The organism is Pseudomonas sp. AFG_SD02_1510_Pfu_092, from assembly GCF_003331055.1.
Lineage (GTDB): Bacteria > Pseudomonadota > Gammaproteobacteria > Pseudomonadales > Pseudomonadaceae > Aquipseudomonas.
Genome location: NZ_PUQD01000075.1, coordinates 1 through 19,125, shown reverse-complemented (window position 1 = coordinate 19,125; position 19,125 = coordinate 1). Strand labels below are relative to the sequence as shown.

At 66.3% G+C, this 19,125-nt stretch carries 19 protein-coding genes; 12 read left to right on the top strand and 7 right to left on the bottom strand.

Translation table 11 applies throughout. From position 1 onward, the window contains the following. Positions 1–197: 197 nt before the first annotated feature. Positions 198–794 carry a MarC family protein gene (locus tag C6A77_RS22805; protein WP_114171576.1) on the top strand — a complete coding sequence of 199 codons (597 nt, stop codon included), beginning with the start codon at positions 198–200 and terminating at the stop codon, positions 792–794. Here the strand turns inward: C6A77_RS22805 and C6A77_RS22800 are convergent. From C6A77_RS22800 to cobG, 7 genes are all read right to left on the bottom strand, one after another. Then, complete coding sequence (locus tag C6A77_RS22800) at positions 791–1,414, bottom strand: hypothetical protein (protein ID WP_114171574.1); 624 nt, start codon at positions 1,412–1,414, stop codon at positions 791–793. The two genes, C6A77_RS22805 and C6A77_RS22800, sit on opposite strands and share 4 nt — an antisense overlap. Next, complete coding sequence (locus C6A77_RS22795) at positions 1,407–2,084, bottom strand: hypothetical protein (protein ID WP_241507449.1); 678 nt, start codon at positions 2,082–2,084, stop codon at positions 1,407–1,409. Before C6A77_RS22795 ends, C6A77_RS22800 begins: the two co-directional genes overlap by 8 nt. 60 nt (positions 2,085–2,144) lie before the next feature. After that, the gene (locus tag C6A77_RS22790; RefSeq protein WP_114171570.1) at positions 2,145–2,828 is read right to left on the bottom strand and encodes a hypothetical protein; all 684 of its coding nucleotides are present in this window, start codon (positions 2,826–2,828) and stop codon (positions 2,145–2,147) included. Between the two features lie 92 nt (positions 2,829–2,920). Then, complete coding sequence (gene cobJ, locus C6A77_RS22785; RefSeq protein WP_114171568.1) at positions 2,921–4,603, bottom strand: precorrin-3B C(17)-methyltransferase; 1,683 nt, start codon at positions 4,601–4,603, stop codon at positions 2,921–2,923. A 2-nt stretch (positions 4,604–4,605) separates the two neighbouring features. Next, a complete protein-coding gene (locus tag C6A77_RS22780; RefSeq protein ID WP_178082400.1) occupies positions 4,606–5,340 on the bottom strand; it encodes a precorrin-2 C(20)-methyltransferase in 735 nt (244 codons plus the stop codon). Next, complete coding sequence (locus tag C6A77_RS22775) at positions 5,337–5,963, bottom strand: precorrin-8X methylmutase (protein WP_114171566.1); 627 nt, start codon at positions 5,961–5,963, stop codon at positions 5,337–5,339. Before C6A77_RS22775 ends, C6A77_RS22780 begins: the two co-directional genes overlap by 4 nt. After that, positions 5,956–7,287 (bottom strand): precorrin-3B synthase, encoded by a 1,332-nt coding sequence (gene cobG, locus C6A77_RS22770; RefSeq protein ID WP_178082399.1) that lies wholly within the window; start codon positions 7,285–7,287, stop codon positions 5,956–5,958. Before cobG ends, C6A77_RS22775 begins: the two co-directional genes overlap by 8 nt. Before the next feature lie 243 nt (positions 7,288–7,530). Here cobG and cbiE point away from each other — a divergent pair, with 243 nt between their 5' ends. From cbiE to cycA, 11 genes are all read left to right on the top strand, one after another. Then, positions 7,531–8,742: a precorrin-6y C5,15-methyltransferase (decarboxylating) subunit CbiE gene (gene cbiE / locus C6A77_RS22765; RefSeq protein WP_114171563.1), complete on the top strand. Its 1,212-nt coding sequence runs from the start codon at positions 7,531–7,533 to the stop codon at positions 8,740–8,742. Beyond that, positions 8,735–9,829 carry a cobalt-precorrin-5B (C(1))-methyltransferase gene (locus C6A77_RS22760; protein WP_114171562.1) on the top strand — a complete coding sequence of 365 codons (1,095 nt, stop codon included), beginning with the start codon at positions 8,735–8,737 and terminating at the stop codon, positions 9,827–9,829. Before cbiE ends, C6A77_RS22760 begins: the two co-directional genes overlap by 8 nt. Continuing rightward, the gene (locus tag C6A77_RS22755) at positions 9,826–10,551 is read left to right on the top strand and encodes a cobalt-precorrin-6A reductase (protein ID WP_114171560.1); all 726 of its coding nucleotides are present in this window, start codon (positions 9,826–9,828) and stop codon (positions 10,549–10,551) included. The genes C6A77_RS22760 and C6A77_RS22755 overlap by 4 nt, the downstream gene beginning before the upstream one ends. Positions 10,552–10,803: 252 nt before the next feature. Further along, entirely contained in the window at positions 10,804–11,241 is a 438-nt protein-coding gene (locus C6A77_RS22745; protein ID WP_114171558.1) for an NfeD family protein, read from the top strand. A gap of 27 nt (positions 11,242–11,268) precedes the next feature. Next, complete coding sequence (locus C6A77_RS22740) at positions 11,269–12,123, top strand: SPFH domain-containing protein (RefSeq protein ID WP_114171556.1); 855 nt, start codon at positions 11,269–11,271, stop codon at positions 12,121–12,123. A gap of 211 nt (positions 12,124–12,334) precedes the next feature. Beyond that, positions 12,335–12,724, top strand: coding sequence for a DUF2946 domain-containing protein (locus C6A77_RS22735; protein ID WP_114171554.1), 390 nt, complete (start codon positions 12,335–12,337; stop codon positions 12,722–12,724). A 47-nt stretch (positions 12,725–12,771) separates the two neighbouring features. Continuing rightward, a complete protein-coding gene (locus tag C6A77_RS22730; protein WP_114171552.1) occupies positions 12,772–13,257 on the top strand; it encodes a copper chaperone PCu(A)C in 486 nt (161 codons plus the stop codon). Between the two features lie 22 nt (positions 13,258–13,279). Beyond that, positions 13,280–13,711 carry a DUF2946 domain-containing protein gene (locus C6A77_RS22725; RefSeq protein WP_114171550.1) on the top strand — a complete coding sequence of 144 codons (432 nt, stop codon included), beginning with the start codon at positions 13,280–13,282 and terminating at the stop codon, positions 13,709–13,711. 69 nt (positions 13,712–13,780) lie between these two features. Next, on the top strand, positions 13,781–15,847 hold the full coding sequence (locus C6A77_RS22720; RefSeq protein WP_114171548.1) for a TonB-dependent copper receptor: 2,067 nt from the start codon (positions 13,781–13,783) through the stop codon (positions 15,845–15,847). Positions 15,848–15,905: 58 nt separating this feature from the next. After that, positions 15,906–17,270 (top strand): PepSY domain-containing protein, encoded by a 1,365-nt coding sequence (locus C6A77_RS22715; protein ID WP_114171546.1) that lies wholly within the window; start codon positions 15,906–15,908, stop codon positions 17,268–17,270. Between the two features lie 237 nt (positions 17,271–17,507). After that, the gene (cycA, locus tag C6A77_RS22705) at positions 17,508–18,914 is read left to right on the top strand and encodes a D-serine/D-alanine/glycine transporter (RefSeq protein WP_114171544.1); all 1,407 of its coding nucleotides are present in this window, start codon (positions 17,508–17,510) and stop codon (positions 18,912–18,914) included. Positions 18,915–19,125 lie beyond the last annotated feature (211 nt).

The window sequence follows — 19,125 nt, the reverse complement described above, 5'->3', positions numbered from 1 at the left end:
CCGCGCCCCCCCCCCCCCCCCCCGGGGGGCCCCCCCCCCCCCCCCCCCAACCCCCCCCCCCCCCCCCCCCCCCCCCCCCCCCCCCCTCCTTTTTCCCCCCCCCGGGGGGGGGGGGGGCGCCCCGGCGATGAGGCCAGTGAAGACAACCACGGTCCTACTGATACACTTCCCCTCACCTTCCCTGGCAGGGCTACCCCATGCTCCATGAGTTGTTCAGCGTCTACCTGAAAATGCTCGTGCTCTACAGCCCGTTCTTCGTGCTGTCGTGCTTCATCAGCCTGACCCGCGGGCATTCCAGCAAGGAGCGTAAACAACTGGCGTGGAAGGTCGCCTTCGCCGCGCTCATCGCCAGCGTGCTGCTGTACCTGTTCGGGCGGGCGATTTTCGGTATTTTCGGTATCACCGCCGATGCCTTCCGCATCGGCGCCGGCAGCGTGCTGTTCATCTCGGCGCTGGGCATGGCCCAAGGCAAATCCGCCGTTCAGGCCGACAATGTGCAGCAGGACGTCACCATCGTGCCGCTGACCATCCCGCTGACCGTCGGCCCCGGCACCATCGGCGCGCTGCTGGTGATGGGCGTCGGCCACCCGCATTGGGACGACAAACTGCTGGCCATCATCAGCATCGCCCTGGCCAGCTTCACCGTCGGCCTGGTGCTGTACCTCTCGCACCGTATCGAGCGCATCCTCGGCGACCAGGGTTTGCAGATCGTCAGCCGCCTGATGGGGCTGTTCGTCTGCGCCCTGGCCGCACAGATCATCTTCACCGGTATCAAGGGCTACCTGGTGCCCTAGAGGTCGAAATCCACGATACGCTTCAGGCAAACCTGCACCACGCGGTCCTGTACTCTGGGCAGGTAGCTGTGCTCGAACGCCAGAATATTGAAGCGTATCAACTCCGCCCGTACGTTCCGATGGCTGCGTTGATGGCTGATGAAGCCCGCGCGGAACGCCGAGCGCTGGTCGCTTTCGTGATACAGCACCATATCGACACGGTTGCCGCCCACCGGAGCACAGGGCAGTAACTGAAAATGCTGCCGTTCATAGGCATACCGCTCAAGCGACTGCAGGGCCGGTGCCTTGCCCAAGAGCGAACGCATGGAACGGCTGCTCGCCGTCGCGAAATGATCGCCGGCAGTGGCAGCGATGGTTTCCAGCACCTTGTCCGTTTGCCGCGCACGCCCCGCTTCCGGCCAGTGCACCTGCTCGGCAGAAACGGCGTCCCAGCCCATGTATTTGAGCTGATTGCGGTAATACGCCAACCAGTCTTCGATCAGACCTTCCTTGAACGCCGTCTCGGTGGCTCGCTCGGCCATCGCCAGGGCCAGCTTCACCTTGTTTTGCTGCGCAGCAGCAATACCCGGCAGGAACGAAACGATCCCCGCACCGATCACCGCAGATGAAACGTCACTCATGATCCACTCCTGTCACCGGCGCGTAGGGGTCGAAGCGATACTCGCCCTTGGCATCCTTGGTTTTCATCAGCGCCTGCAATTCATCGCGCTGGTGCTGGAAGCGCCTGTCGTCCAGCAGCAGAGACACCCCGTGGAACTCGGCTTCGCCCTTGAGCGACATGGCCTGCGAGAGGTCGGCAAGCGGCGTGTCGAGGTGCACGGTGATACTGCAAAGGTCCAGCGCCGGCCCAGGCTTGAGCAGGCCAAGTTCGACCACCAGCTTCGTGCCCTGGGCGTCATCCTGAGCGCTGAACCTGCGCAGGTGACGAAACCCTTCGACCGACCTGTTCAAGCCAGCCGTCACGCCAGCGAACACCGCCTCATGACAAATCGAGCGTATTTTCAGCCAGGCTTCGAGTGGCTGGATGTGCGCGTTTGGCGCAGGTTGCCCCAACTGCTTGAGGTCGTACGTGCTGGCCAGCTTGATCCAGCCCAGTTGGCGATAGGCCTCGCGATAGGCGGCGTGCCAGGCGTCGTAGTTGGTAAAGCGTGACCCAGCGTTCTTGTTGGCCACCAATTGCGCGTAGAGGATCGAGTCGAAGGCGGCCTGGCGCTGAGTGGCGCCCATCTCTGCGGGGTACAGCAATGCCGTTGCGCCAATCAACATCAGATGCTCAGCTGTTTTATCCATTGCCTTGCCTCTTTTACAAAAAGCCGAAAAAGGCGGCGTTGCGCCAACGCCGCCCAGCAATCAGATGTCGTACTGCAGAACGTTCTCGACGCTGCGCACGCCGAGCTTGTTTTCAACGGTTTCGCGCACTTTGTCGTAGACCAAGTTGTTGAGCGTAAGCACGGCGGTGCCGGCGTAGTAGCGGGTCTTGTCCAGTTTCCACTGGATGCCGAGGATGTCGTCATCCAGTTGCGGGGCAGACGCCTGAATGCAGCTCACGACCATGACCACATCGTTGTTGCCGGTTTCGATGCAAGCGGCCATGCCGACCATGCCGCGGGCTTTGTTCTTGCGCTTGTGATCAATGATTTTGGCGTCTTTTTCGACGGTAGTCAGGGTGTCGAAGGCCGTTTTCGCCAGCGCGCCCAGCTTGGTACCCCCGAGTACGGCACTGCCGACAGCACCGATGGCCCGCACGGCCACAGCGCCAACGGTCACCGTCAGCTCTGCCGAGGTTTCCAGCTCGAAGCTACGCCGTGGCACGGTGAAGCCGAGGTCACGCATGACATCGACGAACTTGTCATACCATTCGCGGCTCTGCTTTTCAGCATCGAAGGCTTTGTCAGCCACCAGGGTGGCAAAGTGGAAGGCGTTCTTGACGTCATGGCGGTTTTGCGCCGACATGCCTGCGCCACAGGCCAGCAGGTTGCCTTCGACCAGGATCGCGGCATCTCGGGTAGTTGCGGTTTGCATTGCTTCGGACATGTGAAACTCCAAGGTGGTTGCCCCTTGAGGCAGGGGCAGCCACCTTAGTCAGCACGCTCGAGGCGCAACGCTCTGAAGCGTTTCCGCAGTAACTAGCCGGGCGACGGATACCAACGCGGCGTGTAGGCCCACACCCCACCCGACAGGCGAGGAAACACGCAGGTTGTAGAGGAGCCGACCAATACCATGGTGCGCATGTCGACCATTTCTGGCAGCAACTCGGCCAAGGTGACTACCTTCAGCGTCTGCCCCGGCCTACCGATGTCGCGGCCAAGGACTACAGGCGTATTGCCGTCACGGTGCCGACGCACCACCTCCAGCGCGACGCCGAGCTGATGCGGCCTGGACCTGGAGATCGGGTTGTAGAACGCCAGCACCAGGTCGGCCTGGGCAGCCAGGTCCAGGCGCTTTTCAATGATCGACCAGGGCTTGAGGTTGTCCGACAGCGACATTACGCAGAAGTCATGCCCCAGCGGCGCGCCTGCCTGTGCGGCAGTCGCCAGCGACGCCGAGACCCCCGGCAGGATCTCGAGGTCGACACGATGCCAGGCGGGGTCGCTGGACGCGTGCAGCGCTTCGAGTACCGCAGCCGCCATGGCGAACACGCCCGGGTCGCCCGACGACACCACCACCACCGAGCGGCCCTGTGCGGCCAGCTCGAAGGCATGCCGGGCACGCTGCATCTCTTCACGGTTGTCGGTGCAGTGCAGCACCTGGTCGTCACGGAACGGGCCGGCCATGCGCACGTAGGTTTCGTAGCCGAGCACATCCTCGGCCCGCGCCAGCTCGGCCTTGACCGCAGGCACCATCAACTCGGCAGCGCCCGGGCCCAGCCCGATCACGGCCAGGCGACCGCGACGGCGACCGATCTGCGCCACTTCGACCGGGCCTGGCGCCACCGCGATGACCACATCGGCCTGCTCGATCAACTGCGCATCAGGCAGTGCTGCGGCGACCATGCCGGCCACATCGTGCGGCTTGCCCGCGAAGCGCAGGGCAACCCCCAAGGCCTGTGCCGCTTCGTGCAATGCTCCATCGGCCATGGCCTGTTCGTCGGCCAGCACGCAGGCCAGCGCAGGCTCGGCGATGCCGGCCTGCTGCAAGGCCTGGCGAATACCCTGCAGATTGCCGCCTGCCACCCCCACGACCACAGAGCGCGGGTGGATCAGCAGTTCGTCGCGGCTGGCCGGGCGCGCCTGGTGCCCGACATGGATGGTCCGCCGCGCCGCTTCGCTGGCAGGCAACTGCGCCTGCTGCAACCACGGCGCGTCGCCTTCGATGCGCACCGTCTCGCCCGCCAGCAGGTCGGAAACAAAGCGCTTGCCCTGCTCGATATCCGCCAAGGCGTAGCCCTGCGGCGGGTTCAGCAGGCAGGTGCCGAAACGCAGCTCGCCACTGGTGGTGATCGCCGCGGCCACGCCCAACGCCTCGGCGATCTCGCGCGCCATCAGGTTGACCCCCGCCAGGCCACCGAGCAACGGCACCACGGCGCTGCCGTCTTCGGCCACGGCCAGTACCGGTGGCTCGGCGCCTTTCTCGCAGAGCAGGCTGGCCAGGCTGCGGATGACGATACCGGCAGCGCACAGGGCGATGATCGGCGTGCCGTGCTGGTACAGCCCGCGCAGGGTATCGCCGAAAGCCGCGTAATGAACGTCGGCAGCCGCGACCCGGCCTTCCAGGCCATGGATCACTGCCTGTGGATAACGCTGCTGGATTCGCTGCGCCGTGGCCAGGCTGCCCTCGCCAAGGATGACGATCGCCGGTGCCTGCTGCATGTTCATCCCTGCCATTTTTCACCCGGCACGATGATCAGCGAGAAGTACGGCGACGACTGCGGATCAACCTGGTCCAGCGGCACGATCTTCTGGTTGGCCATGGTTGCCCGCTCCACATACAGCGCGCGCCCGTCCAGGCCCAGTTCGGCCAGCACATCGCGCACCTTGGGGAAGTTGCGGCCCAGTTTCATGATCACCGCCGCATCGGCATCGGCCAGGCGGCGCTTGAGCTCTTCGGCCGGCAGCACGCCGGACAGCACCGACAGGCTCTGGTTGCGGTACACCAGCGGCGCGCCCAGGACCGAGGCGCCACCGAGCATCGAACAGACGCCGGGAATTACCTCGGCCTCGTAGCGCTGCGCCAGGCGGTCGTGCAGGTACATGTAGGAGCCATAGAAGAACGGGTCGCCTTCGCAGATCACCGCGACATCGCGGCCGGCATCCAAGTGCTCGGCCACTTGCACGCTGGCTTCGTCGTAGAAATCGCTGATCACTTGTTCATAGGACAGCGGTGCCGGCAGCGCTTCGGTGGTTACCGGGTAGACCAGCGGCAGCAAGGTCTGCTCGGGCTGCAGGTGCGCCTCGATGATGCCGAAGGCATTGCCACGCTTGCCCTTGGCCACGAAGTAGCCGACCACGGGCGCCTCACGCAGCAGGCGCAGGGCCTTGAGGGTAATCAGTTCCGGGTCGCCAGGGCCCACGCCCAGGCCCAGCAGACGTCCACGCGGCGCCATCATTCCACCTCCGTGGCCAGGGCGTTGACTGCGGCAGCGGCCATCGCGCTACCGCCCAGGCGGCCCTGCATGATCACGAACGGCACGCCACGGCTGTCGGCGGCGAGCATGGCCTTGGACTCTGCGGCCCCGACAAAACCGACCGGGAAACCGAGGATCAGCGCCGGTTTCGGGGCACCGGCGTCGAGCATTTCCAGCAGATAGAACAACGCGGTAGGGGCGTTGCCGATCACCACCACGCTGCCTTCCAGGTGCGGCCGCCACAGCTCCAGGGCCACGGCGGAACGGGTATTGCCAAGCGCCTTGGCCAGGCCCGGCACGCTCGGGTCGCGCAGGGTGCAGATCACTTTGTTGTCAGCGGGCAGGCGCGCGCGGGTGATGCCTTCTGCCACCATGTGCGCGTCGCACAGGATCGGTGCACCGTTCAACAGCGCCTCGCGCCCGGCACGGCCGGCGCCTTCGGAGAACTGCAGGCCGTCGATGGCCTCGACCATGCCACAGGCGTGGATCACCCGCACGGCGAGCTTTTCGAGGTCTGCGGGGATCCGCTCGAGTCGGGCTTCCTCGCGGATGATCCGGAAGGAGTTGCGATAGATCTCCTGACCATCGCGGATGTAGTCAATCATCAAGGTGCTCCGTCGGCAGGTCGAGCATGGCGCCTGCTTCATTCAAGGTAAGGTCGGTGGCGCGCAGGGCGCCGAAGCCCGGCTGGCGCGCATCACGCAGGTACAGGTCGTAACGGCCCGGCGAGCGGGCCAGCAGGGTGGCCGGGGCAACATGGGCCACAGCGCAGGATCGGGGGCAGCCGGTCAGGTGCACGCTGCCCGGCACGCCAGGGCCGAGCAATGCGGCGAGGGTGACAGCGTCGGCCTTGGTTTCGGCCAGGGCCTTGGCGCAGCCGCTGGCGCCGGTGCAGGCACTGATGCGTGCCAGGGGTTCGTGGTCGTGGCACAGCAAACCCAGCGCGGCCAACTCGGCCTGGGCGTGGTCGATGTGTTGCGCATGCAGGTTGGTCAGCACCAGGCTTTGCCAAGGGCTCAGGCGCAGGCTGCCATCCCCTCGTTCACGGGCCACGCGCGCGACACCACGCAGCATGGCCGGGGTCAGGCGCCCTTGTGGCGGGGCTACGCCCAGGGCGAGCCCCTGCGCCTGCGGCAGAACGCCCAGCCACGAGACCTTGTGCGGTTCACGTCGCCATTCGAGCACGGCGGCATCGCGGCGGATCGCCAGGCCAAGCCCGTCGATGAAATCGCTTGGCGAGCATGCTTCGAGCAACTGGCGCATGCGTGACTGCGTCGGCGTGGCCAGGTCGAGGAAGCGCTCCAGGACCGCCCGCACCAGCGCCAGGCCCTGTTCCAGCGGCACCGCGCCGAGCACCTGGCCATCGCCCGGGCAACCCGCCAGGCCGAACGCCAGCCAAGTCTGCTGCTCCAGGCGCAGGGCCGACAGCCACAGGTCATGGGGGTGCTGGAGCATGGCGACGCTTTCGCCGGCATCCAGCTGCACGGCGAACTTGGCCGACAACTGGTGGAAACGCGGGGTGCCCTCCAGCAGGTCGAGGATCTGCCTGGCCAACGGCCGGGCGTCCAGCAGCATCGCCGGGTCATGCCCGGCCAGCGGGCTGAGCATCAGGTTGCGCACATCGTCGCCAGCGGCGTCACGCGGGCCCAGGCCGGCGTCGAGCAGTGTCTCGATCAGGCGCCGATGTTCGTTGCCGATGCCGCGAATCTGCAGGTTGCCGCGGTTGGTCGCCTCGATGACACCGCCGGCGAAGCGCTCTGCAGCCGCCGCCACCGCATCGGCCTGCTCGGCCAGCAGCAGGCCACCCGGCAGTTTGATGCGGCAGATACCGCCATCGCGGGCACTGACGATGCGCCACAACCCCGGGCAGGCCGAGGGGCGGGGCGAGACATGGGGGGTATTGGCCTGCGTCAAAGGGGTGTCCGGCAATCTGTGAAAATGCGCTTGAGTGTAGAAGGCGCGGTATTATGCCTGCTTTGTCCGGCGGCATGAAAAGCCGGTGGTCGAGCATCTTCAGCGTTCGAGAAGAAATCAGGACCGCGTCGCCTTCTTCGCGGGCACGCCCGCTGCCACAGAATTTGCGCAACCCGCAGCGGCTGCGTTTATACCTGTGGGAGCGGGCGTGCCCGCGAAGGGGCGCGAAGCGGCCGCATGAATGGTGGATAGAAATACATGACACCCTGGCTGACAGTAGTAGGCATCGGCGAAGACGGCTTCAGCGGCCTGGGCAAGCAGGCCCGGCGCGCGCTGCTGGGCGCCGCGCGGATCTTCGGCAGCCCGCGTCAGCTGGCATTGCTGCCGCGCTGCGTGGCCGGCGAACGGCTGGGCTGGCCAAGCCCGTTCTCGCTCGCGCCGGTACTGGCCCTGCGCGGCGAGCCGGTGTGCGTGCTGGCCAGCGGCGACCCGATGTTCTACGGCGTCGGCGCCAGCCTGGCACGCCAGCTGCCCGCCGCGGAAATGCGCGTGCTGTCGATGCCCTCCTCCTGCGCCCTGGCCGCCGCCCGCCTGGGCTGGCCGCTGCAGGATGTGCAGGTGGTGTCGCTGGTGGCGCGGCCGCTGGCGGCACTGAATGCACACCTGCACAGCGGTGTGCGCCTGCTGGTACTGAGCAATGACGGCGAGAGCCCGGCGGCGATTGCCGCGCTGCTGCGTGAGCGTGGCTTCGGGCCAAGCCGCCTGCGGGTTTTCGAACACCTGGGTGGAGTGGACGAACGGGAACTGGCCGGCACCGCCCAGGCCTGGCCCGACAGCGAAGTGGCCGCGCTCAACCTGGTGGCCATCGAATGCCACGCAGCCCCCGACAGCCCGCGCCTGCACCGGCTGGCCGGGCTGCCGGACAGCGCCTTCCGGCACGACGGCCAGCTGACCAAGCGCGATGTCCGCGCCATCACCCTGGCGCGCCTGGCACCACAGCCCGGCGAGTTGCTGTGGGATGTCGGCGCCGGTTGCGGCTCGATCGGCATCGAATGGATGCGCGCCCACCCTGCCTGTCGTGCCCTGGCCATCGAGGCCGACGCAGGCCGCCAGGGGTTCATCGAGCACAACCGCGATGCGCTGGGGGTACCCGGCCTGCAACTGGTCCGTGGCAAGGCGCCGGCGGCGCTGCAAGGCCTGGAGCAACCGGATGCGATTTTCATCGGTGGCGGCGTCACCGGCGAAGGTGTGCTCGACCTGTGCTGGGCCAGCCTGCGCCCCGGCGGCCGCCTGGTAGCCAATGCGGTAACCTTGCAAAGCGAACTGGCGCTGGCGCATTTCCGCGAACGCCACGGCGGCGAGCTGACCCGTATCCATGTCGCCCAGGCGCAACCGCTGGGCGCGTTCGATACCTGGCGCCAGGCGCTGCCAATCACCTTGCTCGATGTGCTGAAGCCTGCCGATGCGTGAAGAAACCCGCGAGCAGCCCGCCCCCCTGCGCAGCGGCCTGACCACTGGCAGCTGCGCCACCGCCACCAGCCTGGCGGCCGCACGCTTGCTGCTGGGCGGCGAGTGCAGCGATGCGGTCAGCATCACCCTGCCCAAGGGCAAGGTGGTGCAGATGCGCCTGGAGTTCTGCCGCCTCACCGGTGCAGGCGCCGAAGCCGGCACACTGAAGGACGCGGGCGACGACCCGGATGTGACCCACGGCGCCCTGCTCTACAGCCAGGTGCGGCTGCTGGCCGAACCGGGCATCCGCTTCGTCGCCGGCACTGGCGTTGGCACCGTGACCCGCCCGGGCCTGGTACTGGCGGTGGGCGAGCCGGCGATCAACCCGGTGCCACGGCGCATGATCAGCGAGCATCTGCAGCGCCTGGCGCAGGCGTACGGCTACCTGGGCGGGTTCGAGGTCACGGTCAATGTGCAGGGCGGCGAACAACTGGCGCTGAAGACCATGAACCCGCGCCTGGGCATCCTTGGCGGCTTGTCGATCCTCGGCACCAGCGGCATCGTCCGGCCGTTTTCCTGCGCGGCGTACATCGCCTCGATCCACCAGGGCATCGACGTCGCCCACACCAACGGCTACACGCACATTGCCGCCTGCACCGGCAACGCCAGCGAGGACACCATGCGCCGGGTCTACGGCCTGCCGGAAATTGCCCTGATCGAAATGGGCGACTTCGTCGGTGCGGTGCTCAAACACCTGCGCAAGGTGCCGGTGCCACGCCTGACCCTGTGCGGCGGCTTCGGCAAGATCAGTAAGCTGGCGGCCGGGCACATGGACTTGCACAGCCGCCATTCCAGCATCGACTTGCCGCAACTGGCCGGCTGGGCCGCCAACCTCGGTGCCGACCCGGCCTTGCAAGCCGCGATCGTCGGCGCCAACACCAGCCAGCAGGCCTTGGCGCTGGCGCATGCGGCCGGCATCGCCCTGGGCGACGCGGTGTGCGCCCACGCCCTGGCCTTCGCCCGCAGCGTGGTGCCGGCACAGGTACACGTGGAAGTGTTCGCCATCGACCGCCAGGGCGGCATCGTTGGCCGGGCAGGTGTGCAATGACCGGGCGCATCCTGCTGCTGGGCGGTGTCACCGAAGCACTGGCCCTCGCCCGCCAGCTTGGCCCGCAGCATGTCTACAGCCTGGCCGGTATCGGCCGCGTGCCGCAGGACCTCGCCTGCCAGGTGCGGGTCGGCGGCTTTGGCGGCGCCGCCGGCCTGGCCAGCTACCTGCGCGAGGCGGGCATCAGCCTGCTGGTCGATGCCACCCACCCCTACGCCGCGCAGATCAGCCGCAATGCCGCCAGCGCCGCGCGGGTTGCCGGCATCCCCTGCTGGGCCTTGCGCCGCCCGGCCTGGCAGGCGCAGGCGGGCGACGACTGGCGTGAGGTCGAGGACTGGGCGGGGTTGATCGAGGCGCTCAAGCCGTTCTGCAGGCCGTTGTTCACGCTGGGGCGTGAGCCGCTGCAACACCTGCACGAGATTCCGCCAGGGCAGTTCTGGACCCTGCGCGCGCTGGAAGCGTGCCCTGGCAACGCGCGCTGCGAGGTGATCGGCGCGCGCGGGCCGTTTCATATCGAGGATGAACGGGCGTTGTTCCAGCGCCGCAGGGTCGATGTGCTGATCAGCAAGAACAGCGGCAGCGTAGCGACCGAGCCGAAGCTGGAGGTGGCGCGGGAGCTGGGCGTGCCGGTGCTGATCCTCAAGCGCCCGCCGCTGCCGGAGGTGGACCGGGCTTTCGACTCACTGTCGGGTCTGACTGCGGCGCTCGACCTGCGCGAATAACGAATCCCGTTACCGCGCTGCAAATCCCTGTGGGAGCGGGTTTACCCGCGAAGAAATCAACGCGGTGTATGGCACCGGCTTCGCCGGTGTTCGCGGGTGAACCCGCTCCCACAGGGACGCGACAATGTTCATACCTTTGCGCAAGGCAGCTACTCCTACAGCCGATTCGGACTTTTCTTTCAAAGCATGAAGTGGCCCTTTGCCGCCCTGCTGCCTTAAACTCGCCTCCTCCCCCCGGAAGGCGCAACCCATATGGAAATGCAATGGTGGATCTGGCTCATCTTCGGCATCGCGCTGATCCTGCTTGAACTGGTCCTGCCGACGTTCTTCATTCTCTGGTTCGGCATCGGTGCCGTGCTGGTCTCGCTCATCGCCCTCGCTGCCCCCAGCCTGCAGCTGGACATGCAGGTGTTGCTGTGGGTGCTGCTGTCGTCGGGCACTACCGCGCTGTGGTTCAAGCTGTTCCGCCGCAAGCAGCCGGATGTGCGCTGGACCGCCGACAGCGTGATCGGTGAAGTGGGCCTGCTGACTGCCGGCGTTTCGGAGTTTCACAAAGGCCGCGTGCGCTTCCAGAAGCCTGTTCTCGGCAACGAAGAATGGACCTGTGTCGCCGACAGCGAAATCAACGCCGGCGAGCGGGTGCGCCTGACCGCCATCGAGGGCAATATCGCCCGCGTCATCCGGGCCTGAATCCGCACAAAAAAGGAATTTTGCATCATGACCAGCCTCATCGTCGTCGCCGCCATCGCCCTGTTCGTCCTGATCACCGTGTTCAAAGGGGTACGCATCGTGCCTCAGGGCGAGGAATGGATCGTGGAACGCCTGGGCCGCTACAACACGACGCTCAAGCCCGGCCTGAACATTGTCATCCCGTACATGGATGTGGTCGCCTACCGCCTGCCGACCAAGGACATCATCCTCGATGTGCAGGAACAGGAAATCATCACCAAGGACAACGCGGTGATCGTCGCCAACGCCCTGTGCTTCGCCAAGGTGGTCGACCCGCAGAAAGCCTCGTATGGCGTGCAGAACTTCTCTTTCGCCGTCACCAGCCTGACCATGACCTCGTTGCGCGCGATCGTCGGGGCCATGGACCTGGACGAAGCGCTGTCCAGCCGCGAGCAGATCAAGGCGCGCCTGCGCGAGGCGATGTCCGAACAGACCGAAGACTGGGGCGTGACCGTGCGTTCGGTGGAAATCCAGGACATCAAGCCTTCGCAGAACATGCAGCTGGCCATGGAGCGCCAGGCCGCGGCCGAGCGTGAGCGCAAGGCCGATGTGACCCGTGCCGAAGGCGCCAAGCAGGCGGCGATCCTCGAGGCGGAAGCACGCCTGCAGGCGGCCAGGCTGGACGCCGAGGCGCAGATCAGCCTGGCCGAGGCCTCGGCGCGCGCTATTTCGCTGGTCAAGGAAGCGGTCGGCAACGAGACCGTGCCGGCCATGTACTTGCTGGGCGAACGGTATGTCGGGGCGATGGAGAACCTGGCGGGCAGCAGCAATGCCAAGGTGGTGGTGCTGCCGGCGGACCTGCAAGAGACCGTGCGTGGGCTGATGGGGCGTGGCAAGGCTTGAGGGTACCTTTGCCTTCATCGCCGGCAAGCCAGCTCCCACAGGTTTACCACAGGCCTTGAAATCTGTGCGGTCCCTGTGGGTGCCGGCTTGCCGGCGATTGGGCTGCAAAGCAGCCCGAAGCCGCTCAACATGCGTCACTTCACCGCACCCCGCCACTTTTACCTATACTCGGCCTTACAATACCGTCCACGATTCCTGACCGGATCTCTCCATGCCCCCACGTCGGCACATTGCCTGGATAGCCTGCCTTGCAGTGCTGTTCAACCTGCTGGCCATGCCGCTGTCTTCTGCCACGCCCAAGGGCCCGGCCGAGCAGCTGCTGTGGGGGGCTTTCTGTTCCAGCATGGCCAACAAGGCCAAGGTCGATGTCCAGGCCCTGGCCAAGATCGACCTCGGCCCGCAAAGCGACGACAGCGCCAGCATGATGAATTGCTGGTGCTGCTCCGGTGCCGCGCCGCTGCTGGCCTTGCCCGGCTACCCGCCGCAGCTGCATAACCCGCCGACACTGCTCGCCGGGCTGCCGCCACCGCCTGCCGACTACCACGCCACGCCGCGCCAACGCTGGCCGGCGCTGACTCCCCGTGCCTCTCCGCTGGCCTGAGTTCATTACGCTGTCTGCCTGAACCTGAACAGAAACGGAGATTCACCATGCTCAAGCACGCCCTCGTCATGGCCGCCCTGCTGCTGCCCGGCGCCTTTGCCAATGCCCACGAATACAGCGTGGGCGACCTGCACATCGCCCACCCCTGGTCGCTGCAACTGCCGCCCAACGCACCCAACGTCGCCGCGTATTTCGTGGTGCACAACAACGGCAAAGCCGACGACCGCCTGCTCGGCGTCGACAGCCCGATCAGCGCTGACGCACAACTGCACGAGCATGCCATGAGTGCCAGCGGCGCCATGAAGATGCAGCAGGTGCAAAGCGTGGTGGTGCCCGCCGGCAAAGACCTGACCTTCGCCCCCAGCGCCTACCATGTGATGCTGATGCAGCCCAAGGACCGCAGCCTGCTCAGCGATGGCAAGCGCTTCCCGTTGACCCTGCATTTCGAAAAGGCCGGCGACATCACCGTCGAGGTGGCGGTGCAGCAGCAGGCGCCAACCGACCAGGCGCAAGCCCACGAACACGCGCATTGACACCTGCTGACAGGCACTCTCCATGAGCCTGCCGCGCAACCGCATCAGCCGTACCACCCGCCCTGACCGCAGGCGCGCCGGTGGCGGATGGCTGAGCCTGTTCGCCATGTGGATGATCTTCGTCGGCCCGCTGATATCCCAGTCGATGCCGATGGACCACCACGCGGGCATGAGCATGCCGATGGACATGCCGATGGCGGCTGCCCATCAACATGGCGGCGATACCCATCACGGCCAGGCTGGTGATGGCCAGCTGCATGTGATGTGGGAAAAATGCGGTTACTGCAGCCTGTTGTTCAACTGCCCGGCCCTGCCCCAGGCCCTCAGCCCGCTCAGCGCCGGCAGCGTCATCCCCACCATCCACCTGTTCGCCGTCACGCGCCAGGGCCATGCCCGGCAGGCTGTGTTCCCCGGCGCGCGCAGCCGCGCTCCGCCTTCCTCGATCAACGTCTGAACCCACATTTTTTTGCGCACGGAGCCAGCAGGCTTCGCGCTGACTCATGACTGATCGACTGGAATCACTATGTCCGGCTGCACCCCTGTTTTTGCCCTGTCCCTGCGTGGGACCATCGCCGCCGTGTGCGGCTCGCTGCTCGCCCCCGTGGCCCTGGCCGCCGACCCTGGCCATGAAGGCCATGTACACGACGCCCCCGAGCTGAGCCCGACGGTGATCACCGCCGTGGCCCCAAGCTCGCCGCTGACCGTGGTCACCAACCCGAAGGACCCGCGCCAGCCGGTGCCGGCCAGCGACGGCGCCGACTACCTGAAGACCATCCCCGGTTTCTCGGCCATCCGCGCCGGCGGCACCAACGGCGACCCGGTGCTGCGCGGCATGTTCGGCTCGCGCCTGAACATCCTCACCAATGGTGGCCTGATGCTGGGCGCCTGCCCCAACCGCATGGACGCCCCCACCTCGTACATTTCGCCAGAAACCTACGACCGCCTGACCGTGATCAAAGGCCCGCAAAGCGTAATCTGGGGCCCGGGCGGTTCGGCAGGCACGATCCTCTTCGAGCGCGAACCGGAGCAGTTCGGCACCCTCGGCAGCCGGGTCAACGCCAGCCTGCTGGCCGGCTCCAACGGCCGCTTCGACAAGGTGCTCGACGCCGCCGCCGGCAACCGCCAGGCCTACGCCCGCTTCGTCGGCAACCAGTCGCGCGCGGACGACTACCACGACGGCAGCGGCGACACCGTGGCGTCCCGCTGGGACAAGTGGAACGGCGATGTCGCTCTCGGCTGGACACCCGACCAGGACACCTTGCTCGAGCTCACTGCCGGCAAGGGCGATGGCGAGGCCCGCTACGCCGGGCGCGGCATGGACGGCTCGCAGTTCAAGCGCGAAAGCCTGGGCCTGCGTTTCGAAAAGTCCAACCTTGGCGAGGTGCTCGACAAGGTCGAGGCGCAGGTCTACTACAACTACGCCGACCACGTGATGGACAACTACAGCCTGCGCACGCCTTCGGGCAGCGGCATGATGGGCATGCCGATGGTCAGCAATGTCGACCGCCGCACCCTGGGCGCACGCATCAAGGCCACCTGGCGCTGGGCCGATGTGCAACTGATCAGCGGCATCGACGCGCAGACCAACGAACACCGCAAGCGCGGCGGCATGGGCGTGGACGCGCACAAGGGCCAGGCCTGGACCAAGGACGCCGACTTCCACAACTACGGCGCCTTCGGCGAGCTGACCTGGTACGTCAGCGGTGATGACCGGCTGATCAGCGGCGCCCGTCTGGACCGCGCCTCGGCCCGCGACTTCCGCCAGGGCAGCGCCACCGAAGGCGACACCCGCGCCGACACCCTGCCCAGCGGCTTCATCCGCTACGAGCACGACCTCGCAGCCGTCCCGGCCACCACCTACATCGGCCTCGGCCATGCCCAGCGCTTCCCCGACTACTGGGAGCTGTTTTCGCCCAGGCTGGCACCACCCGGTGCAGCCAATGCCTTCGACGGCATCAAGCCTGAAAAGACCACCCAGCTGGACTTCGGCATCCAGTACCGCACCGAGCGCCTGGAAGCCTGGGCTTCGGGCTACGTCGGACAGATCCGCGACTACATCCTGTTCGACTACCGCACCGGCATGATGGGCATGAGCACCTCGCAGGCGCAGAACATCGACGCGCGCATCATGGGCGGCGAACTGGGCGCGGCCTACCAGTTGACGGATAACTGGAAGGCCGACGCCACGCTGGCCTACGCCTGGGGCAAGAACAGCAGCGACGGCACGGCGCTGCCGCAGATGCCGCCGCTGGAAAGCCGCCTGGGCCTGACCTACAGCCGCGATGTGTGGAGCGTCGGCGCACTCTGGCGGCTGGTGGCGGCGCAGAACCGCATCGCCGAGAACCAGGGCAACGTGGTCGGCAAGGACTACAACAGCAGCGCCGGTTTCGGCGTGTTCTCGCTCAATGGCGCCTACAAGGTGAGCGAGCACCTCAAGCTCAGCGCGGGGGTCGACAACCTGTTCGACAAGACCTACGCCGAGCACCTGAACCTGGCCGGGAACGCCGGTTTCGGCTACCCGGCCAACGATCCACAGCCGGTCAACGAGCCCGGCAGGACCTTCTGGACCAAGGTCGATTTCAGCTTCTGACAACAACAACGGGCGCGGCGCAGGTCGCGCCCCTCTGCGGGTCAAACAGGAGGTTCCCATGAGAGGAACACGCATCAATTTCTACAACCTGGCCTGGCGTTGGCACTTCTATGCGGGGCTTTTCGTGGCGCCGTTCATGATCCTGCTGGCGATCACCGGGATCATCTACCTGTTCAAGCCACAGCTCGACCCGCTGCTGTACCGCGAGCTGATGGTGGTCGAAGCCGGCCAGCAGCGACAAGGCGCCGATCTGCTGCTGGCTGAAGTGCGCCAGGCCTACCCCAAGGGCCACGTGGGCCAGTACCTGCCGCCGCTGAACGCCGAACGCAGCGCGCAATTCGTGGTGCATGACGGCGGGCGCGAACTGAACGTGTTCGTCGACCCTTACACGGGCAAGATCCTCGGCCAGCAGGACGGCAAGCAGAACCTGCAGGCGATAGCCCGCGCCCTGCATGGCGAACTGATGGTCGGCACCGTCGGTGACCGCCTGGTGGAGCTGGCGGCGGGCTGGGGTGTCGTGCTGGTGGTCTCGGGCCTGTACCTGTGGTGGCCGCGCGGGCGCAATGGCGCCGGGGTGCTGTGGCCACGGCTGTCGGCGCGCGGCCGGGTGCTGTGGCGCGACCTGCATGCGGTGACCGGCTTCTGGGGCTCGGCCCTGTTGCTGCTGATGCTGCTCAGCGGCATGACCTGGACCGGCCTGTGGGGCAAGCAGTACGCCGATTTGTGGAACCGCTTTCCGGCGGCCATGTGGAACGATGTGCCCAAGTCGGACCAGCAGGCCGGCGAACTGAACAGCGCGCACCGCCAGACCGTGCCCTGGGCACTGGAAAACACGCCGATGCCGCAGTCCGGTGCACATGCCGAGCATGCCGGGCATCACATGATGTCGAGCGCGCCGGCAGCGCCGCAGGTAAGCCTGCAGCAGGTCGAGGACATTGCCGGGGCGCGTCAGGTCGAGCCGGGCTTCAGCATCACCTTGCCCACTACTGCCGAGGGCGTGTTCACCGTTGCGGTGTTCGCCGATGACCCACGCAACGACGCCACCCTGCATGTCGACCAGTACACCGGCAAGGTTCTGGCCGATGTGCGCTGGCAGGACTACAGCCCGGTCGCCCGCGCTACCGAGCTGGGCGTGATGCTGCATGAAGGCAAGATGTTCGGCGCGTTCAACCAGATCGTCATCTTGCTGGTGTGCCTGATGATTCTGCTGGGTTCGGTGAGCGGCCTGGTGATGTGGTGGAAGCGTCGGCCTGAGGGCGGGCTGGGCGTGCCGCCGCTGCGTCATGACCTGCCGCGCTGGAAGGCGGCGGTGGGGGTGATGCTGGTGCTGGGGGTGATGTTCCCGCTGGTGGGGGTGTCGATGGTGGTGATGTGGGTGGTGGATAGTCTGCTGGTGAGGCGGCGGGTGGTGGCCAGCGCCTGAGCCTTGTTTTGCTTGTACCGGCCTCTTCGCGGGTGAACCCGCTCCCACAAAAACGTCACAGGTCTCGAAGTCTGTGGTGAATTCTGTGGGAGCGGGTTTACCCGCGAAAGGGCCGGCACAGGCAAACGCTGCTACCGAAAAGTCGAGTCGATCTGTCGCGCCCCGAACTGGAACGCGCGTGTTAGCCTAGCCGGCTATCTCTGAGCAAGACGACCGAACGTCCAACGGAATGCAGACATGAACCCGACCTCCCCCACAACGCCAGATGAACAGCATCTGCAGCGCAATCTGACCAACCGTCACATCCAGCTTATCGCCATCGGCGGCGCGATCGGTACCGGCCTGTTCATGGGCTCGGGCAAGACCATCAGCCTGGCCGGGCCGTCGATCATCTTCGTCTACATGATCATCGGCTTCATGCTGTTCTTCGTCATGCGCGCCATGGGCGAACTGCTGCTGTCGAACCTCAACTACAAGTCGTTCATCGACTTCTCCGCCGACCTGCTCGGCCCCTGGGCCGGCTACTTCACCGGCTGGACCTACTGGTTCTGCTGGGTGGTCACCGGCATCGCCGATGTGGTCGCGATCGCCGCCTACACGCAGTTCTGGTTTCCCGACCTGCCGCAATGGATACCGGCACTGACCTGCGTAGGGCTGCTGCTGTCGCTGAACCTGGTGACGGTAAAGATGTTCGGTGAAATGGAGTTCTGGTTCGCCCTGATCAAGATCGTCGCCATCCTCGGCCTGGTCGCCACCGGCCTGTACATGGTCGTCAGCGGCTTCACCTCGCCCAGCGGGCGCACCGCGCAACTGGCCAACCTGTGGAATGACGGCGGCATGTTCCCCAACGGGCTGATGGGCTTCTTCGCCGGCTTCCAGATCGCCGTGTTCGCCTTCGTCGGCATCGAACTGGTCGGCACCACCGCCGCCGAAGCGAAGAACCCGGAACGCACCCTGCCCCGGGCGATCAACTCGATCCCGGTGCGGATCATCGTCTTCTACGTGCTGGCACTGATCGCGATCATGGCGGTAACCCCCTGGCGCGATGTGGTCCCGGGCAAGAGCCCGTTCGTCGAGCTGTTCGTGCTGGCCGGTCTGCCAGCGGCGGCCAGCATCATCAACTTCGTGGTGCTGACCTCGGCAGCTTCGTCGGCCAACAGCGGCGTGTTCTCCACCAGCCGCATGCTCTACGGCCTGTCGCAGGAAGGTGACGCACCCAGAGCCTTCGAGAAACTGTCCAGCCGTTCGGTGCCGGCCAACGGCCTGTACTTCTCCTGCACCTGCCTGCTGCTGGGGGCTGTATTGATCTACCTGAAACCGGACGTGGTCGAAGCGTTCACCTTGGTCACCACCGTTTCGGCGGTGCTGTTCATGTTCGTATGGACGCTGATCCTGCTGTCGTACCTGAAGTACCGCAAGCACCGCGCGGCGCTGCACCAGGCATCGAAGTACAAGATGCCGGGCGGGCGCTTCATGTGCTACGTGTGCCTGGGGTTCTTTGCCGCCATCCTGGTGTTGCTGAGCCTGGAAGACGATACCCGCGCGGCATTGCTGGTGACGCCGATCTGGTTCGTGCTGCTGGCGGTGACCTATCAGGGGGTGCGCAGCCGCCGCCATCCGCGCTCGGCGGTGCGTAACGGCTGATGGCCTCGGGGGCTGCCTTGCAGCCCATCGCCGGCAAGCCAGGCTCCCACAGGTAAAGCACAGGGCTTGAGGCCCATGCGCTCGGTGTGGGAGCTGGCTTGCCGGCGATGGGGCCCCACCCCCGCCCCCAACAAGGGAAAAAAAAAACCCCACCCCCCCACCGGGGGCCCCCCCCCCCCCCCCCCCACGCCCCCCCCCCCCGTCGCCCCCC

Excerpts from the sequence above, each read along its gene's own strand:
- C6A77_RS22805 (WP_114171576.1), top strand. The coding sequence starts at position 198 with ATGCTCCATGAGTTGTTCAGCGTCTACCTGAAAATGCTCGTGCTCTAC.
- C6A77_RS22800 (WP_114171574.1), bottom strand. The coding sequence starts at position 1,414 with ATGAGTGACGTTTCATCTGCGGTGATCGGTGCGGGGATCGTTTCGTTC.
- C6A77_RS22795 (WP_241507449.1), bottom strand. The coding sequence starts at position 2,084 with ATGGATAAAACAGCTGAGCATCTGATGTTGATTGGCGCAACGGCATTG.
- C6A77_RS22790 (WP_114171570.1), bottom strand. The coding sequence starts at position 2,828 with ATGTCCGAAGCAATGCAAACCGCAACTACCCGAGATGCCGCGATCCTG.
- cobJ (WP_114171568.1), bottom strand. The coding sequence starts at position 4,603 with ATGCAGCAGGCACCGGCGATCGTCATCCTTGGCGAGGGCAGCCTGGCC.
- C6A77_RS22780 (WP_178082400.1), bottom strand. The coding sequence starts at position 5,340 with ATGATGGCGCCGCGTGGACGTCTGCTGGGCCTGGGCGTGGGCCCTGGC.
- C6A77_RS22775 (WP_114171566.1), bottom strand. The coding sequence starts at position 5,963 with ATGATTGACTACATCCGCGATGGTCAGGAGATCTATCGCAACTCCTTC.
- cbiE (WP_114171563.1), top strand. The coding sequence starts at position 7,531 with ATGACACCCTGGCTGACAGTAGTAGGCATCGGCGAAGACGGCTTCAGC.
- C6A77_RS22760 (WP_114171562.1), top strand. The coding sequence starts at position 8,735 with ATGCGTGAAGAAACCCGCGAGCAGCCCGCCCCCCTGCGCAGCGGCCTG.
- C6A77_RS22755 (WP_114171560.1), top strand. The coding sequence starts at position 9,826 with ATGACCGGGCGCATCCTGCTGCTGGGCGGTGTCACCGAAGCACTGGCC.
- C6A77_RS22745 (WP_114171558.1), top strand. The coding sequence starts at position 10,804 with ATGGAAATGCAATGGTGGATCTGGCTCATCTTCGGCATCGCGCTGATC.
- C6A77_RS22740 (WP_114171556.1), top strand. The coding sequence starts at position 11,269 with ATGACCAGCCTCATCGTCGTCGCCGCCATCGCCCTGTTCGTCCTGATC.
- C6A77_RS22735 (WP_114171554.1), top strand. The coding sequence starts at position 12,335 with ATGCCCCCACGTCGGCACATTGCCTGGATAGCCTGCCTTGCAGTGCTG.
- C6A77_RS22730 (WP_114171552.1), top strand. The coding sequence starts at position 12,772 with ATGCTCAAGCACGCCCTCGTCATGGCCGCCCTGCTGCTGCCCGGCGCC.
- C6A77_RS22725 (WP_114171550.1), top strand. The coding sequence starts at position 13,280 with ATGAGCCTGCCGCGCAACCGCATCAGCCGTACCACCCGCCCTGACCGC.
- C6A77_RS22720 (WP_114171548.1), top strand. The coding sequence starts at position 13,781 with ATGTCCGGCTGCACCCCTGTTTTTGCCCTGTCCCTGCGTGGGACCATC.
- C6A77_RS22715 (WP_114171546.1), top strand. The coding sequence starts at position 15,906 with ATGAGAGGAACACGCATCAATTTCTACAACCTGGCCTGGCGTTGGCAC.
- cycA (WP_114171544.1), top strand. The coding sequence starts at position 17,508 with ATGAACCCGACCTCCCCCACAACGCCAGATGAACAGCATCTGCAGCGC.